Origin of the sequence: Paraburkholderia sp. JPY419 (assembly GCF_050435705.1) — a bacterium.
Taxonomy (GTDB): Bacteria; Pseudomonadota; Gammaproteobacteria; order Burkholderiales; family Burkholderiaceae; genus Paraburkholderia; species Paraburkholderia youngii.
In genome coordinates this window covers 381,355-396,412 of the sequence record NZ_JBNDKV010000003.1, presented here as the reverse complement: position 1 = coordinate 396,412, position 15,058 = coordinate 381,355, and the positions used below count along the sequence as shown (strand labels likewise).

Below are 15,058 nucleotides of genomic sequence, written 5' to 3'. Positions count from 1 at the left end.
TCTGTCGCCATATAAAAGGTTCGGTAAATCAAGGACTTGCTGTTTGCTCTATGGGAAGGGCGCAATGCCGTTGATCCCAATTGTCATAGTGTTGGCGTAGCCTCAGCGGTCCCTCTTCCGGCTGCGGAGCGGACGGCAATGGAATACTGGCGGCAGGCCTATCTCGGGATGCGTTCGATCCCGTACACGCTCAACGAGTTTGAACTCGCCACGTTCTTCACGTTTTCGGCGAAGGAGTGCGTGCTGATCAACGCGCGTCGCCGACACCTCTACCGCCTGGCGCTGGCCATTCATATCGGCTTCGTGCGCATGACCGGTCGTACTCTCGACGCGTGCCGATACGTGCCGCGCAATCTGTGGCAGCACCTTGGGCAGCTCGGCATCGAGCCGCCCGATCTCGAAACGATGACGTCCCTGTACGACGGCCACACCGACACGCTCATCGAACATCAGGTCTGTGCATACCAGGCGCTCGGCTTCGGGGCCATGACCGAGCATCAACGCCGCTATGTGATGCGTTGGCTCAAATCGGCTTTGTTTAAGAGGGCCGCTTGCGCGGCGGCCGTGGGTCGGGTAGAAAGAGTCCGGTGATCTATCCGACGAGCGAGCTTTCATGCCTTACAAGGCAAGACTGAAGACGGGCGAACCGCGCAAACGAGCGAAGCCGGGCTATGCGGTAACAAACGCGCACGAGTACAACGAAAGCCTGAAGCGGCGCGGGCAACTCAGCCTGTATTGTCCCGACGGAGACCTGAAGGCGCTGTTCATCAACGACACGCCCTACCAGAAGGGCGTGTCGGGTCAGTCCCGGACGTACAGCGATGCGTACCTCGAACTGATCTTCATCTTCTACCGGCCGTTCGGCTGGGGCATGCGGCAGATCACCGGCCACATGCACGAATTCTGGGCGCTGCGCGGACTCGACATCGGGGTACCGAGTTTCGGGCTTCTGAGCGAGCGGTTCCGTACGCTCGAGGTTCAGGTCAAACAACGCTGCGCTCGCGTGGCCGAACGCCTGCGCAACGGCGAAGCCATCAGCCTGATCGTCGACAGCAGCGGCATGAACTTTGGCCGGGCCAGCGAATGGCATCGGCAAAAGTACGGGCGCGACGCGAGCCAGACGCCGTGGCGCAAGATGCATCTGTCGATCGACCCGGAGATGAATGTCCACCAGATCGCGATTACCGAGGACAACGTCTCCGACGAGGCGGGCCTGAATGCGATGCTGGCAGTCGACGCGAACGTCGACTGCCAGCATCGCCGACGGCGCGTACTACAGTATTGCGCAGACCGAGGCGTGGTCAGCCTGCGGCGTGCTGCCGGTGATTCCCCCACCGGCCAATGCGGTCGTTCACAATCAGCCGGCGACGCGCTGGCACGACCATCTCGTTCGGTACATCAAGGACAAGGGCATCCATGCGTTCCGCAACAAATACGGGTACGGCCAGCGCGCGCTGGTCGAGGCGCAGATCTCGCGAACCAAGCGTTGCATCGGTGCGCGGCTACTGACGCGCAAAACCGAATCTCAGCAGCGCGAGGGCGTGATTATCGCGAACCTCGTGAATTTGTGGAACAGCTTCGGCAAGGCCGTTTGCGTCAAAAATGCCTAGTTGCGTCTGCAACCAACTGCCGCCATGCCCTGCTGAACAAAGCCCTCGATCAGTACCTTGCACAGCGACGCCTGCCTGTCACGCCACAACGCTGGAACCCGAAGACATCACTGGTCGCGAGTCTGGGCGAAGACGGCGACGCGGGTATCGCGGGTTCGCGTCTGGGGCGCGTCATGCGCCGCTTCTTCGCACAGGCAGCCGACGTGATCGAGGCCGATCATCCGGTAGCTGCCGAAAAATTGCGCCGCGCGAGTCCGCACTGGATGCGCCACAGTCACGCGAGCCACGCGCTCGCTAGCGGGGCCAAACTGACCAGCGTGCGCGACAACCTGCGCCATGCATCGATCGCGACGACATCGATGTACCTGCACGGCGACGAAATCCAGCGTGCGAGGGATATGGATCAGGCCTTTGCCGCCCGAAATAGCCGCTAACCTGTTGAATTCGAAGAATTTCGAAAAAATCGGCGGTTCCAGCTTATAACCCCGTGCCGCGAATTCCGCCCGAAAGGCCTGTCAAATGCAATGTTGCTAACAACTGATTGCGGGTTTTCCGAAGGAGCCGGATTTGCCTGCGTGCGGCTGCAATCTGCTTCTTCATGATCACCTCCATGTTTGGGCGAGAAACCCCGACGTTCTGCACGACATATTGGCGGAATTGTCTGGTTGGTCTGTTGATGCTACGTAAGCGTTGCCTCACCTTGCAATGACCCTCACTGCAGCAGAGCAGTTTCTCATGCTTCTCCGGCGGTATTGGCGGAGGTCGCATTTCCGGGATTACAGAGCGCGGCAGGCGTTAACGCCCCCTTCGACTCGTTTTGTTCGAGCTTCTAAGACAGCAAATGGCGGGCTTGTCGGGTTTGAATGTACGCCTAGGCTGACCTGGGGGCGCGGATCTGGCCGAAAAAGGGCGAATTGGTATGAGACTTGCGAACAACGGGACGCTGCCGCCCGCACCGCTGAGGCTTCCGCAGTAACGCGTTCGTGCCATGCACGATCTTTTGAGATAGATAGTTGTAAGGCATAACCTCAACAGCTTGACAACCGGAATGGAGCGAAGGTACAGCGAGCAGCAAACGGCCAGCGAGGCAATCGAGCCTATTTGAGAAGGTTTGTTGCGCATCGCATCACCTGCTGCAGTTTGAAGGCAACGCTGAACAAGCGTACTAAGAGTCGCTAACACAAGTCATCAAGTGCGACGCGTGTCGCCGTCCGCCGGACGTAAATCGGCAATGTATTGGATGGCACCCGGGACCTGTGTTACGCAGCTGCTTTCGCTGTTGCCCGCGTTCCCGTTTGGCCTGCTTTTCGTTTGTCCTTCAGTCGATAGCTCTCACCACTGATTTGCACGATATGGGCGTGATGCAGGAGCCGGTCGAGCATGGCTGCCGTGAGCGTCTGGTCGTCAGCAAACGCAGTGGCCCATTGCGTGAACGGCAGGTTGCTCGTCAACACGATGGAGCCGCGTTCGTACCGTCTTCGCAATACAACGTCAGTGCGCTCCACTGGTTCAGCGTATAGTTGATCGCCTTGGCCGTATCGGACTTCGACGACAGCGTTTCGAGCTTTGCCCTGAGCCACGCTTCGTAGATCTGAAGCAGAGGTCTGGCATTCTCCTGCCGTATTCGCAGCCGTTCGGCGGCGGGCTTGCCGCGAATGGAGGCCTCAATGTCATAGAGCCCGCCAATATATTCGAGTGCCTTTTGTGTTGTGTCAGATGGCGTGCGCACATGGATGTCGTAGAACTTTCTCCTCGCGTGGGCATGGCATGCCGCCTCGCGTATCAAGCCATCGCGGAACAATTCGTCGAAGCCCGCGTAAGCGTCCGCTTGCAGAATCCCTTTGAAGCTGGCGAGATGGGTTTGAGGATGGATGCCTTGCCGGTTCGGCGAGTACGCGAACCAGACTGAAGCAGGTTGCGCCGAGCCGGAGCGATGATCGTCGCGCACGTAGACCCATAGCCGGCCGGTGCGGGTCTTCCTGTTGCCCGGTGAGAGCACCGGGATCGGCGTGTCATCCGCGTGCAGCTTGGTGGCGGACACGGTATAGCGGCGCAGCGCCTCTGTTAGCGGTGCGCACAGTGCCTCGCACTGGCCGACCCATCGGCCCATGCTGGCCCGGTCAAGCGTCACGCCGTCGCGCGCCGCGATCGCCGATTGCCGGTACAACGGCTGGTGGTCTGCATACTTCGAGACGAGGATGTCTGCCAGCAAGCTCGGATGGGCGATGCTGCGCTCGATCGGCAGGCCGGGCATCGGTGGCTGGGTGATAGTACTGCAGGAGGGGCAAACCAGTTTGCGCCGGATCGTGCGAATGACCTTGAACGCAGCTGCGACCCGGGCGAGTTGTTCGGACACGTCCTCGCCGAGCACCTGCATTGGTTGACCGCAGTCCGGGCAACTCGATTCGGGCCCGAGTACATGATCCTCGCGCGGCAGATGCGCGGGAAGCGCTTGCCTCGAAGATGCTTCGTCCGTCCTCGCAATCGAGGCGGACGCATTTGCACCGCGAGCCTGCGCACGCTGCACATCCGCAACGCCGCGCCCGGCGGCCAGATCCTCGAGTTGAGTCTCGAGCGTCTCGATTTGCCGCTGCAGCTGCTCGGACTTGCGACCGAACTGCATGCGCCTGAGCTTGTCGATCTGGGCCTTGAGCTGCTCAATCTCGACATCGCGTTCGGCAAGCAGACTACGAGCCTCGACCAGCAAGGCCTTCAGGAGTTCGACATCGTCAGGAAGATCGGCGCCGCTCGACATGCGCCGTAGTTTACGAGTCTGCCGCGCGGTTTACAACATCGATAATGCGGCGGTGCGACGGGGCTGTCGCCAGTCGATGCCCTCAAGCAGCATCGACAGCTGTGCAGAGCTCAGATGCACCTTGCCACCGTCGGCCTGGGGCCATATAAAACGGCCTCGTTCAAGCCGCTTCGCGAGAAGCCAGATTCCGTCCTCCGTGGCCCAGAGAATTTTTATCAGATCGCCGCGACGGCCCCGGAAGATGTAGACGTTGCCGCCCAGAGGATTCTCCTCAAGCGCTGTTTGCACCTTCGCTGCCAACCCCTGGAACCCGCATCGCATATCGGTGACGCCAGCAGCGATCCAGATGCGCGTGCCTGCCGGTAGGGAGATCATGAGCGCAGACTGCCCAGCACGATCCGCAACATATCGGCATCAACCAGGCCGTCCACTTTAACCACCGCACGACCGATCCGGATCTCGATCGTGCCGACCGGTGAGACAGGCTTCGCGCCCAGCGCTTGCGCTTCTACCGGAGCTGATGCAATGACCTCTGTTGGCGTGTCGCTGAGCAATACGACCGGAATGAGCCCGGCAGATCGAGCTTGCTGATCGTCCAGATATCGCCGCCGCCAGGTGAACAGCATGTTCGCGTTGATGCCATTCTCCCGGGCCAGCTTTGAGACTGATACGCCAGGCTCGCAAGCTGCCGCTGCCAGTCGCTCACGAAGCTCCCGGGGGTAATTCGGGCGCCCCGTTCGTGTACCTGGCTTCTTCTCTGCAGACTGTGTCAAAGTGGTGCCCATCAGATCGGAAATGATGGACATCACTTTGATGTCGACCTCAGCCACCGTCTATAACGGCCGGCACGAGCCGCTTACCTTTTTCACGACTACTATGAATCCCGTGTTGGATCGGTTTTACTAAGAGATGGAGTAGGCGAGATGCTCAAGTTGGCGAAGACACATTCCATGAGAGTAATTGTATTAAGCAATCACATTTGTGATCCCATCAAGATCGCGTTGCGACGACTGGGCATCGAAAATTATATCACTGACGTCCTGGCCTACGACAGTCGTGCCACTCAATACAAGGACGTGACTAAAGGTGAAAAATTGGCCATCTACATTAAAAAAAAGGGCATTGATCCAAGTTTGACATTTATTGTGGGTGATACGCCAGAAGAATGCAATATTTCACGGATTCTGCGCCTCAAAAGCGTTGCCATTACCGGTGGTGCGGTTTCCGATGCGCGGCTGCGTGATGCCCAACCGGATTACCTAATTCGTTCCCACTTCGAGTTGGAGGGTATCCTCGCAAAAAATGGAATATTATAAGTTGGGCGTCTGACAGGAAGTGTGAAGCATAATGAATGAGTCGAGATTAATGCGAAATACCGAACCCAATGTGGATGGTAAAGATATTGCCCTGATCGGAGTCGGTCGGATTGGCACGGGGATCGGGATAAACCTGATACGTCATGGTGCGCGACTACATGTCATGGCAAACAAAAATAGAAACGGTGTGGATTGTTTGCTCAAGCTGGGCGCTAGCGAGTGTATGTCTGTTGCAGAAATGGCGAAGATAGGTATTGTCGTCCTCTCTTTGCCTTCGAGTACTGAGGTCGAGTCGATTTGCCAACCACCCAATGGGCTATTTGCATATTTATTGCCAGGCAGCGTCATTATTGACTGTTCAACCTCCAGACCATCATCAACTCATGCTCTTGCAAAAGACGCCGCAGAACGCGGCATCCATTTCGTTGATTCGCCTGTAACGCGAAGTCCTGAACAGGCCCTTCAAGGAAAGCTCAATGCGCTTGTCGGCGCAGATCTACATATCTATCCAACAGTATCTGGTGTCGTGGCCTCGTTTTGCGAGGGAATAATTCACGCGGGCGGCGTGGGGACCGGTCATAAACTCAAGCTTATCTATAACGGGATGACGATGGGCATTGCTGCTGTCGTCGCTGAGACCTGTCAGCTGGCGAACAAATCAGATATTGATCTGAGACTCCTCCGTGATATTGTTAGTCAGGGGTCAACTAACAGCGGCATTTTTCAGAAATTTGTGACCTTTCTTCTAAATGAAGATAGAGACGTCCTTTCAATTTCAATTGCCAATGCTTCCAAGGATATTGGGTACACGTTGGAATTGGCGAAGCAAGAAGAAATTGTGTTGCCAACACTTAACATGGCCTCACAGCAACTGCAAACCGCAGTATCGCTTGGTGACGGTCTTTTAACATTACCTCATATAGCGCGCTCCTGAAATTCACAGCACTATTTTCTTGCCCCCCACTAATGCGACACAACCTTGCTGGCTGCGATAGGCCTCGGTAGTCGAGCCTGATCAATTCGGAGAGCCTTGCGTGGCAGAGCTTTGAGGCCGAATTGGTGTTGTGAGATTTGCAGGATCCTGGCACATTAACGTGAGAATCCTGCATTTTTCGACGAGGTGCGAATGGGTCCGAAGACGCCTGTGACGGAGGGAGATTTTTTCCGCCAGCCGCTGCGCGAACAGATCAACCTGAAGCATCCGTTGATACGTTTGGCCGACCTGATCAACTGGGAGCGACTGGGCGCATCAATGAGCGAAAGCTTTGTATCGCGCAAGGGACGACCGGCGACATCGCCGAGGCTGATCGCCGGGTTGCTGTATTTGCAGCACGCGTTCGACCTGTCCGACGAAGAGGTCGTCTGGCAATGGGTAGAGAACCCGTACTGGCAGGTGTTCACCGGCGAGACCTACTTGCAGACCGAACCTCCGATCGACCCATCGAGCCTGACGCGTTGGCGCAAGCGAATGGGCGAAGCCGGCGTTGAAGAGTTGCTGGCCGAAACGATCGAAGCAGCAAAACGCGCTGGCGTGATCAAGGCTTCGAGCGTCAAGCGCGTGATTGTTGATACGACCGTCATGGAGAAGGCGATCGCCCACCCAACCGATTCGCGCCTGCTCGAACGGTGTCGCGAACATCTGGTGAAAGCCGCGGCACGGCACGGTCTGAAACTGAGGCAGAACTACAACCGCGAGGCGCCGCATCTGGCGCTGCAGATTGGCCGCTACGCTCACGCGAAACAGTACAAACGCATGAGGAAAGCGCTGCGCACGCTGCGCTCGCGCGTTGGACGGGTGATGCGCGATGTGGAGCGGCAGGTCAACCAGGTGGCCGACCTAGGCTGCGTATTTCGGACGAACGTGACCGGCCGTTTCGGGATGGTGACCGGCGATTTCGGCAACGTGACCGGGCATTTCGGGAACGTGACCGTGCGGACCGGAAGGCATGGGCGCATCGAGTTACACGTTCGCATGCGCGACGCCAGCCGAAACGATGGAGGACTGGCTGAGCGGCATCGCACGTGCGCTGACCTTCTATGGTGGCGTGCCGCAGCTGATCGTGCCGGATAACCCGCGCGCGATGATTGCCGATCCCGACCGCTATGAACCTCGCGCCGGCGACACCGTGCTGGACTTTGCGCGTCACTACGGCACGTCATTCCTTCCTGCACGCGTATATCGTCCGCAGGACAAACCGAAGGTAGAGGTTGCGGTCCAGGTCGTCGAACGCTGGATCATGGCGCGCCTGCGTCATCACCGGTTTGAGTCGGTCCACTCGGTCAATGAGGCGATCCGCCCGCTGCTCAAGAACCTGAATGAGAGGCCGTTCCAGAAGCTGCCGGGATGTCGCGCCAGCTCATTCGCCCAGCTGGACGCGCCGGCACTGCAGCCGCTGCCGGCACAGCCCTATGAGCTCGCGCGCTTCAAGACAGTGACGGTTCACATCGACTATCACGTCGAGATCAACAAACACCGCTACAGCGTGCCGCACGCGTTGGTCGGTCTCAAGCTCGATGCGCGCATCACGGCGGGCGCTGTCGAACTGCTGCATCGAGGTCGCCGTGTCGCCAGCCACGCACGCAACGACCGCGCAGGCGGCTACACCACCGTCGTCGAGCACATGCCGGCGGCGCACCGCGCTCATCTGGAATGGACGCCGCAGCGGCTGATTCATTGGGGACAGCAGATCGGCGCGGCAACCGGCGCGCTTGTTACCCGGCTGCTGCAGGAGCAACGTCATCCGGAACACGGCTATCGGGCGTGCCTCGGATTGCTCTCGCTCTCACGTCGCTATGGCCGCGAACGTCTCGAAGCCGCCTGTGCGCTAGCACTGGAGCTGGGCGTGCACCGTTACCGCCACGTGCGCGACATCCTGATCAACAACCGCGACCGCGCTGCAGTGGCAACGCCTGCCGACTGGATCAGCCCGAGCCACGCGCATGTACGCGGTCCCGGCTACTACCAATAAAGAAGACCCACCATGATGATGCAACAGACACTGACGCAACTGCGCACCCTGAAGCTGGACGGTTTCGCTGACGGCCTGGAAGAACAACTGACGCAGCCCGGTGCGGCCAGCCTGAGCTTCGAGGAGCGCCTGTCACTGCTGGTCGACCGGGAAGCCAGCTGGCGTGATGATCGCCGTCGTACCCGACTGCTCAAGCAGGCGCGCCTCAAGTATCCGCAAGCCGCCATTGAAGATCTCGACACGCGCGCTGGCCGTGGCGTCGATCCGCGCTCACTCACGAGTCTCGCGCTCGGTGACTGGGTCGAAGCCGGCTACAGCCTGCTCATCAGCGGCCCAACCGGCGCCGGGAAATCGTGGCTCGCTTGCGCCCTGGCCCAATACGCTTGCCGGCGTGGGCATTCAGCCTTGTATCTGCGCGTGCCACGACTTGGCGAAGAGCTTCGCGTTCTGCACGGCAACGGCGGCTTCACAAAATGGCTGCTGCAGGTTGCCCGCGTTGACGTACTTCTGCTGGACGATTGGGGAATGGCGCCTCTCGATACGATGGTTCGAAACGATCTGCTCGAGATGATCGATGACCGCTCGGCGGGAAAGGCGACCATCATCACCAGCCAGTTACCGATTGAGCACTGGCATGGATGGATCGGCGACGAGACCATCGCCGACGCAATGCTCGACCGCCTCATGCAGCGTCATCACCGGATCACGCTCACCGGTGAATCCCTCAGAAAAGCATCCCCAAAACCCAACGTCCTGGAGCCCAAACTCGACCAGAACTAACAAGGAAATCTACAATCAACACCGCGCAACGCCTCACCCCGCCGGATCGGTCACGTTCCCGAAATCGGCGGTCACGTTCGCCGAAATACGCACGAACAAACGAAGCAGGTCCTACGGATGCTATGTTTGCGCCGTTTGCAGCGGCCCAGCGGGCGGACTCGGGTCGATTGGTGGCTATCCATGTCGGCGGGTGCGGCTGTTGATGGGGCCTCAGTGTCAAAGGGACATTGTCTAGCTGAAAATGGTGACCCCGATAGGAAAGGGCACCCCCCCTCATCGCCTCCATCAGAATCTCGCTGGCTTCGAGATAGCGTGCTGGCACCGTGTCCGCATCGATCCCGAAGTAACTTAGCTCGAGCGGAAGGCATCCGCGCCCCATGCCCATCTCGACCCTACCACCGCTCAAGTGGTCAAGCATGCAGATCTCTTCAAACGCACGTAGCGGATGATTAAGGCTCAGGAGCATCACCAGGGGGCCGAGACGAAGTCCCCGGGTGCGCTGTGCGACGCTCGACAAAAAGAGATTCGGCGATGGGCTCCTTCCATGCGGCGAACAATGGTGCTCCGCGAGATGGTAAGCGTAAAAACCTAGTCGGTCATACGCTTCCGCCAGCGTAAGGCGGTCCGCGTATTGTCGTCGAATGGTGCTTCCGTCCTCGTCCAAATGATCGAAAATGCCAAAGGCTAGCTTAGAAGATAAGGCGTATCTCATCAAATTTTCTCCAACTTACACCCAGGTACCGGTCTTAATGAGGTCAATTACGACTTGCTGGCGCGATTGCCCTTTTGGTCGTCGCGCTCCAGTCCATAGACATCACCCTCAAGCTCCCTCGCTTCAGCCTGCACTCCGCTGACGAGGTCGAGATTCTCGGCGGTCAGGGCGAGACCGGGGATCGCGACGTTCGAGGCGAGAGCCGCTGAAGAGGTGAAGATTCAATACTGCGGCACCGCTGGCCAGGGTAAAGCAGGCATGTGTTGCGCTCGCAACGATCGTCGCAATCCAGACACCCGTCTGTATGCCCTGGATGTACAGGGCCTGGCCACTCAGCGTGTCGGCCAGGGCGTGCTGCCAGTGGCACTCTCCGCCTGAACCTACATGGCCGCCCGCGCCGCACGCACATCTGCCTCAATTCGACCCAGCTCGCCCTGGACCCTCTCCGAGTCGCGCATAGGAACCGGCGCTCGAAGTTGTTGCCGGCCGCTGTGGGCGAGGTCGGCAACATCCGATAACGCGCCCTCGGCGATGCCCAGGCAGACGATCCCCAGAAGCACCGACTGAAGGTGCCGCCAATCTTGGTATAGCGCGGACCCGGTTCGCATGATTCTCCAGCTGGAAAGTCGAAAAAATTGGCCTCCGGCGCGAATACGTTTTGAAGGGCTACGTGGTGACTGCCGGTACCTCTGAGGCCGAAGGCGTGCCAGGTGTCTTCGATCTGCCAGGCTGATGCCGGCCGGGCGACGCACCGGACCAACGGTGGGCCGGCATCCCCGCCGGCCCAGAGAGAGGTTTTCCGCCTTCCGACATGACACAGATGCCCATCATCCAGTCGGCATGGTGGCAACAACTGGCCAACGGCCGCTGACGCGCCACCCGCGTGGCATTCTCTCGGCGGTGCTTCCGGGGGTGGAAACACTAGCTATGATGACGTCCGACTTGTCCCGGGGACATTAGCTCGTAAGTCTGTCGCGGCAGTCGAGGGCTCATGATGGCCGATGCACTGCCGATCATCGCGGTCCAGCCGACTGAGCCGTCGAGCCGAGCCAACGCGCTGATCACTTCCATCTCCAAGATAAATCCAGCCCCAGTCCGCCACGGCTGCGCGGTGCGAACATACGGACTACTCCGATCGATCGCAACCTCTCGACAAGGTCGGACTGCATGCGGCGTTCCGCCTCGATCTCGGTTGCACGAGCAAGAAGGGCGGCCGCAAGATCGCGAATGGCGTCAAGGATCCGCCCGGCTGCAACAGCCGAGATCCCCGGCGGTCGTCGCCAGCGGGAGCGCGAGTTGCCGTTTGATGTCCCGTGCTCGCCGGACGATTTGTCACGTTGGAAGCATCACGTTGATTCATCAGTTTCCGCATGTGTTTGACTACTTTAATGAGTTCGCATGCCGTCTCCCTATGACAGATGCAGTACGGCGGTGGTTGTTGCGCGCCTTACGGCGCTATGGGCCAGCATTTCGTTGCTTTCGTGTCGCTCGTCCCAATTGGCAGTTCCCTGGACGACTGCGGTCGATGCGATGCTGGTTCTGTATTAGACAGCCCACGGCCACGCTTGACGCTCGTCGCAGAGGTGGATGCACGTAGGCGGGAGAGCGCGGGATTGGGAGCCGTACCATGGAATTTCCTCGTGGAGGCGTAGCATGATGGGATGCTGCAAGTTTCGAGCCGATCCCCAAGTCCTTGCAGGACAACGATCACTCTGCAACGCGTTGGCTTATTCCCGACATTGTCGAACACCTGACAAGGTGGATGTGTCGCATTAGTGCGGGGACGCTAGAATGCGCGTCTGACGAACCGGTACTGACCCGATGATGAAGAAGGCACCGACGCCACGAACGGCCCTTGCCCCAGGACTTGCGAAGGTTCTGAAGCGACTGCACTATCCGCTCGATGTCATGCTGATGTGCGTGCGCTGGTATGTGGCATATGGGCTGAGCCTGCGAAATCTGGAAGAGATGATGACTGAACGCGGCATCGATGTCGACCATTCAACCGTGCACCGGTGGGCGATCAAGTTGCTGCCCGCTCTGGAAAAGGCATTTCGACGTCACAAGTGCGCAGTCGGCAGGAGATGGCGCGTGGATGAGACGCATATCAAGGTCAAGGGACAGTGGAAGTACTTGTACGAGCACCCGACCCGCGTGGAGGGTGGTAATTCGTGAAGCATCTGAGTGAGCGCGCGCTAAAGTTGACATTGAATTGTCGAGCCAGCTTGGTTGACGATCACTGAATCGTCCAGCATCCGGGCGTCGATTGCGGTACAAGGAAGCCCCGCGCTTTGGACAGCTCGCCATCGTGACTGGGGATCGTCGGCGTCCCGTGGTGGGTGGTTGACAAATACGTCATTTGACATAATGCCAATTATCAACATCAATTCTTGTCAAAGCCATTCTGAAATGTCCGCTTACTGGCCAAGTTCAAATGTCCGCTTTTAGGGGTTGGAAATCTGTTTCTTAGGGTTTCAGCTCACGCAGTGTCGATGGATGGCGTTTGAATTGGCAGGGCGCTTACGCCTGTTCCACTGTCCCTTGCAGACCTCCGGCCAGGTTTGCCGGGTTGCGTTGGCGACGTTCTGAGTTGCGCGAGTTCCATCACCACGTGCTCGACGTCGGTCTGCGTAACCTCGCGCTGCTTCTTCTTGCCTGGCTGTGGCGTATTCCGGTTGGTCCTGGTCGAGTCACCGCGGTGCGTGCGCGAGGGCGCCTTGCCGATCCGGCTGTGATCGCGTTGAGCCTGAATGACCTGTGAGACCTGAAGTATGTGACTCAACCGTTTGTGTTCGACGACGGCGCCCTGGTCAACCTCGGTCAGCCGGTCGTACTCGCGGTACGGCACTACCCGGCCATCCGCCCGCAGCTCGATGCGCCCGTCCGGATACTCCCAGACCTCGATATATCGATCAATCAGCTTGCGGTTCTCCGGCGTATCGTCCAGCAGGTACATCACCCGGTCGTACTGCACCGTCAGCGACTTCTTGACCTTTCGCGGCTCGCGCCAGGTGAGGACCAGATCAAGGCTCTCTTCGGCTCGCAGTGGCCGGTGTGCGTCGAAATCGCTCTTCGGCGACCTGGCAAAGCGCGCGTTGTAGGCCGCCATGAAGGAGGGCACCCATGCGTTGGCTTCGTCCAGCGTACTGATGCCGCGCAACCGCAGTTCCTTTACCAGGCGGTCCTGCAGCGTCAGATGGGCGCGCTCCACACGCCCCTTGGCCTGGCTCGAATTCGCGCAGAACGTGTCGATGTTCAACTCGTACATCGCGCGCCCGAACGGCGTCACGCTGCGCTCGGTCCGCTCGGCACTGGTGCTGCGGAATACGCTGGCCTTGTCGCTGTAGAACGCACCAGGCTTGCCATAGCGCTCGATGTACGCGCGAGTGGCCTCAAAGTAGCTGAAGGTCGATTCCGTCTGGGTGAAGTGCAGTTCCATCAGCCGGCTCGTCGCATCGTCCACGTACACCAGCAACGTGCAGGCCGGTGCGCGGTCCTCGAACCAGCGATGATCGCAACCATCGATCTGGATCAGTTCGCCCAGACAGGCGCGACGAGCACGTGGCTGATAGATCTTCGGCGGACGTTGACGGCGCGGCACCCACAGCTGGGCATCCATCATCAATTGCCGGACCGTTTCCTTCGCCAGGCGGATGCCGTGGCATTCCCACAGCTTCTCGCACGCCAGTGTGGGCCCGAAATCGGCATAGCGCTCACGGACAATCGACAGCGCCCGCTCTGCAGTTACGCGATCCAGCCGGTTGTTGCTGGGCTTCGCGCGTCGCCGCGACACGAGACCTTGGGGCCCGTGTTCACGCAATCGGCCAACCAGCCGACGAATCTGCCGCGTCGTCAAACCAAGTCTCTGCGCCGCACGCAACGGTTTGAGCCTGCCGTCCACCACATCCTGAATGACCTTGAGTCTGTCCAGCTCACGCATCGTCATCGTTATCCGTTCTGTTGCCGACATCCAAAGCTCCCAAACACTGGAATCCCAGCGGTTGATCAGCTTACGATCGACTCAAAAAGCGGACATTTGAACTTGGCTAAAAGCGGACATTACAACTTAGCCGTTACAATTCTGTAGGTCCCAAATAGAAATGTCGGGTTTCCGCTAAATAGAAATGTCGTGTTCTGGGTAATTTGACTGCCGGACATCCGCTCAGGGAGCCGGCGATGAACGCGACCGGGACGATCACGATGACGATGCGTGAGATCGATCGGCTGAAGGTTATTCAGGCCGTGACCGAGGCCCGGCTCAAGCCGGGCCAGGCCGCCGAACGCCTGGGGTTGAGCGTGCGCCAGATCGAACGGCTGGTGCTGCGTTACGACGCGGCCGGCGTGGCCGGGCTGGTGTCAGGCAAGCGTGGGCGTGCAGGCAACCACCAGCTGCCTGCTGGCAAGGCGCAGCGGGCGCTGGCGCTGATCCGCGAACGCTATGCGGATTTCGGGCCGACCTTGGCGCGCGAGAAGCTGCGGGAATGTCATGGCATCGAACTGGCGGTCGAAACGGTGCGCACGCTGATGATTGCCGCGGGACTGTGGGTGCCGCGCAAGGATCGCCCGCCGAAGGTGTACCAGCCGCGTAACCGCCGCGCGTGCCTCGGTGAACTGATCCAGATCGACGGCAGCGATCACCGCTGGTTCGAGGACCGGGCGCCCGCCTGCACGCTGCTGGTCTTCATCGACGACGCGACCGGACGGCTGATGACGCTGCACTTCACGGCGACGGAGTCGACCTTCAGCTATTTCGAGGCACTGTCGAAGTATCTGGGCGCGCACGGCAAGCCGGTGGCGTTCTACAGCGACAAGGCCGGCGTCTTCTACGTGAAGCAACGCTCGCAGACGGCGGGCAAAGGCGTCACCCAGTTTGGCCGGGCGCTGTAGGGCGGCGAACAAGGTAAGCGTAAATTCCT

At 59.3% G+C, this 15,058-nt stretch carries 9 protein-coding genes and 9 pseudogenes; 10 read left to right on the top strand and 8 right to left on the bottom strand.

Annotated elements, in window-relative coordinates; genetic code table 11:
* Positions 1-138 precede the first annotated feature (138 nt).
* The 3 pseudogenes from QFZ91_RS25340 to QFZ91_RS25330 all read left to right on the top strand — a co-directional run.
* Positions 139-546 (top strand): annotated as a pseudogene (locus QFZ91_RS25340) (DUF4158 domain-containing protein); the annotation flags it as partial.
* Positions 547-613: 67 nt separating this feature from the next.
* Positions 614-1,216: pseudogene (locus tag QFZ91_RS25335) on the top strand (transposase); the annotation flags it as partial.
* 435 nt (positions 1,217-1,651) lie between these two features.
* Positions 1,652-2,044: pseudogene (locus QFZ91_RS25330) on the top strand (tyrosine-type recombinase/integrase); the annotation flags it as partial.
* A 43-nt stretch (positions 2,045-2,087) separates the two neighbouring features.
* Here the strand turns inward: QFZ91_RS25330 and QFZ91_RS25325 are convergent.
* The 5 genes and pseudogenes from QFZ91_RS25325 to tnpA all read right to left on the bottom strand — a co-directional run bounded on the left by QFZ91_RS25325 (position 2,088) and on the right by tnpA (position 5,195).
* Positions 2,088-2,210 (bottom strand): hypothetical protein, encoded by a 123-nt coding sequence (locus tag QFZ91_RS25325; RefSeq protein WP_429568836.1) that lies wholly within the window; start codon positions 2,208-2,210, stop codon positions 2,088-2,090.
* Between the two features lie 659 nt (positions 2,211-2,869).
* Positions 2,870-3,097: pseudogene (locus tag QFZ91_RS25320) on the bottom strand (ATP-binding protein); the annotation flags it as partial.
* Positions 3,082-4,365, bottom strand: a pseudogene (gene tnpC, locus QFZ91_RS25315) (IS66 family transposase); the annotation flags it as partial. The pseudogenes tnpC and QFZ91_RS25320, both read right to left, overlap by 16 nt.
* 30 nt (positions 4,366-4,395) lie before the next feature.
* Positions 4,396-4,740, bottom strand: a complete 345-nt coding sequence (gene tnpB, locus QFZ91_RS25310) for an IS66 family insertion sequence element accessory protein TnpB (protein ID WP_429568717.1) — start codon at positions 4,738-4,740, stop codon at positions 4,396-4,398.
* Entirely contained in the window at positions 4,737-5,195 is a 459-nt protein-coding gene (tnpA, locus tag QFZ91_RS25305; RefSeq protein WP_429568718.1) for an IS66-like element accessory protein TnpA, read from the bottom strand. The genes tnpB and tnpA overlap by 4 nt, the downstream gene beginning before the upstream one ends.
* 93 nt (positions 5,196-5,288) lie before the next feature.
* Here tnpA and QFZ91_RS25300 point away from each other — a divergent pair, with 93 nt between their 5' ends.
* The 5 genes and pseudogenes from QFZ91_RS25300 to istB all read left to right on the top strand — a co-directional run bounded on the left by QFZ91_RS25300 (position 5,289) and on the right by istB (position 9,430).
* On the top strand, positions 5,289-5,681 hold the full coding sequence (locus tag QFZ91_RS25300) for an HAD family hydrolase (protein WP_429568835.1): 393 nt from the start codon (positions 5,289-5,291) through the stop codon (positions 5,679-5,681).
* A 49-nt stretch (positions 5,682-5,730) separates the two neighbouring features.
* A complete protein-coding gene (locus QFZ91_RS25295; protein ID WP_429568834.1) occupies positions 5,731-6,615 on the top strand; it encodes an NAD(P)-dependent oxidoreductase in 885 nt (294 codons plus the stop codon).
* 192 nt (positions 6,616-6,807) lie between these two features.
* Positions 6,808-7,518, top strand: a pseudogene (locus tag QFZ91_RS25290) (IS5 family transposase); the annotation flags it as partial.
* A 109-nt stretch (positions 7,519-7,627) separates the two neighbouring features.
* Positions 7,628-8,650 (top strand): annotated as a pseudogene (gene istA / locus QFZ91_RS25285) (IS21 family transposase); the annotation flags it as partial.
* A gap of 12 nt (positions 8,651-8,662) precedes the next feature.
* On the top strand, positions 8,663-9,430 hold the full coding sequence (gene istB, locus QFZ91_RS25280) for an IS21-like element helper ATPase IstB (RefSeq protein WP_429522646.1): 768 nt from the start codon (positions 8,663-8,665) through the stop codon (positions 9,428-9,430).
* On the opposite strand, the gene QFZ91_RS25275 is transcribed toward istB, so the two are convergent.
* Entirely contained in the window at positions 9,375-10,142 is a 768-nt protein-coding gene (locus QFZ91_RS25275) for an LLM class flavin-dependent oxidoreductase (protein ID WP_429568833.1), read from the bottom strand. The genes istB and QFZ91_RS25275 overlap by 56 nt on opposite strands.
* 380 nt (positions 10,143-10,522) lie before the next feature.
* Positions 10,523-10,750, bottom strand: a complete 228-nt coding sequence (locus QFZ91_RS25270; RefSeq protein WP_429568832.1) for a hypothetical protein — start codon at positions 10,748-10,750, stop codon at positions 10,523-10,525.
* A 1,213-nt stretch (positions 10,751-11,963) separates the two neighbouring features.
* Here QFZ91_RS25270 and QFZ91_RS25265 point away from each other — a divergent pair.
* A pseudogene (locus QFZ91_RS25265) lies at positions 11,964-12,281 on the top strand (IS6 family transposase); the annotation flags it as partial.
* A gap of 340 nt (positions 12,282-12,621) precedes the next feature.
* Here the strand turns inward: QFZ91_RS25265 and QFZ91_RS25260 are convergent.
* The gene (locus QFZ91_RS25260; RefSeq protein WP_429568831.1) at positions 12,622-14,112 is read right to left on the bottom strand and encodes an ISNCY family transposase; all 1,491 of its coding nucleotides are present in this window, start codon (positions 14,110-14,112) and stop codon (positions 12,622-12,624) included.
* A 206-nt stretch (positions 14,113-14,318) separates the two neighbouring features.
* Here QFZ91_RS25260 and QFZ91_RS25255 point away from each other — a divergent pair.
* Positions 14,319-15,026, top strand: a pseudogene (locus QFZ91_RS25255) (ISNCY family transposase); the annotation flags it as partial.
* Positions 15,027-15,058: the final 32 nt, after the last annotated feature.

Coding starts and splice junctions, on each gene's coding strand:
- QFZ91_RS25325 (WP_429568836.1), bottom strand. CDS start 2,210: ATGAAGAAGCAGATTGCAGCCGCACGCAGGCAAATCCGGCTCCTTCGG.
- tnpB (WP_429568717.1), bottom strand. CDS start 4,740: ATGATCTCCCTACCGGCAGGCACGCGCATCTGGATCGCTGCTGGCGTC.
- QFZ91_RS25300 (WP_429568835.1), top strand. CDS start 5,289: ATGCTCAAGTTGGCGAAGACACATTCCATGAGAGTAATTGTATTAAGC.
- QFZ91_RS25295 (WP_429568834.1), top strand. CDS start 5,731: ATGCGAAATACCGAACCCAATGTGGATGGTAAAGATATTGCCCTGATC.
- istB (WP_429522646.1), top strand. CDS start 8,663: ATGATGATGCAACAGACACTGACGCAACTGCGCACCCTGAAGCTGGAC.
- QFZ91_RS25275 (WP_429568833.1), bottom strand. CDS start 10,142: ATGAGATACGCCTTATCTTCTAAGCTAGCCTTTGGCATTTTCGATCAT.
- QFZ91_RS25270 (WP_429568832.1), bottom strand. CDS start 10,750: ATGCGAACCGGGTCCGCGCTATACCAAGATTGGCGGCACCTTCAGTCG.
- QFZ91_RS25260 (WP_429568831.1), bottom strand. CDS start 14,112: ATGTCGGCAACAGAACGGATAACGATGACGATGCGTGAGCTGGACAGA.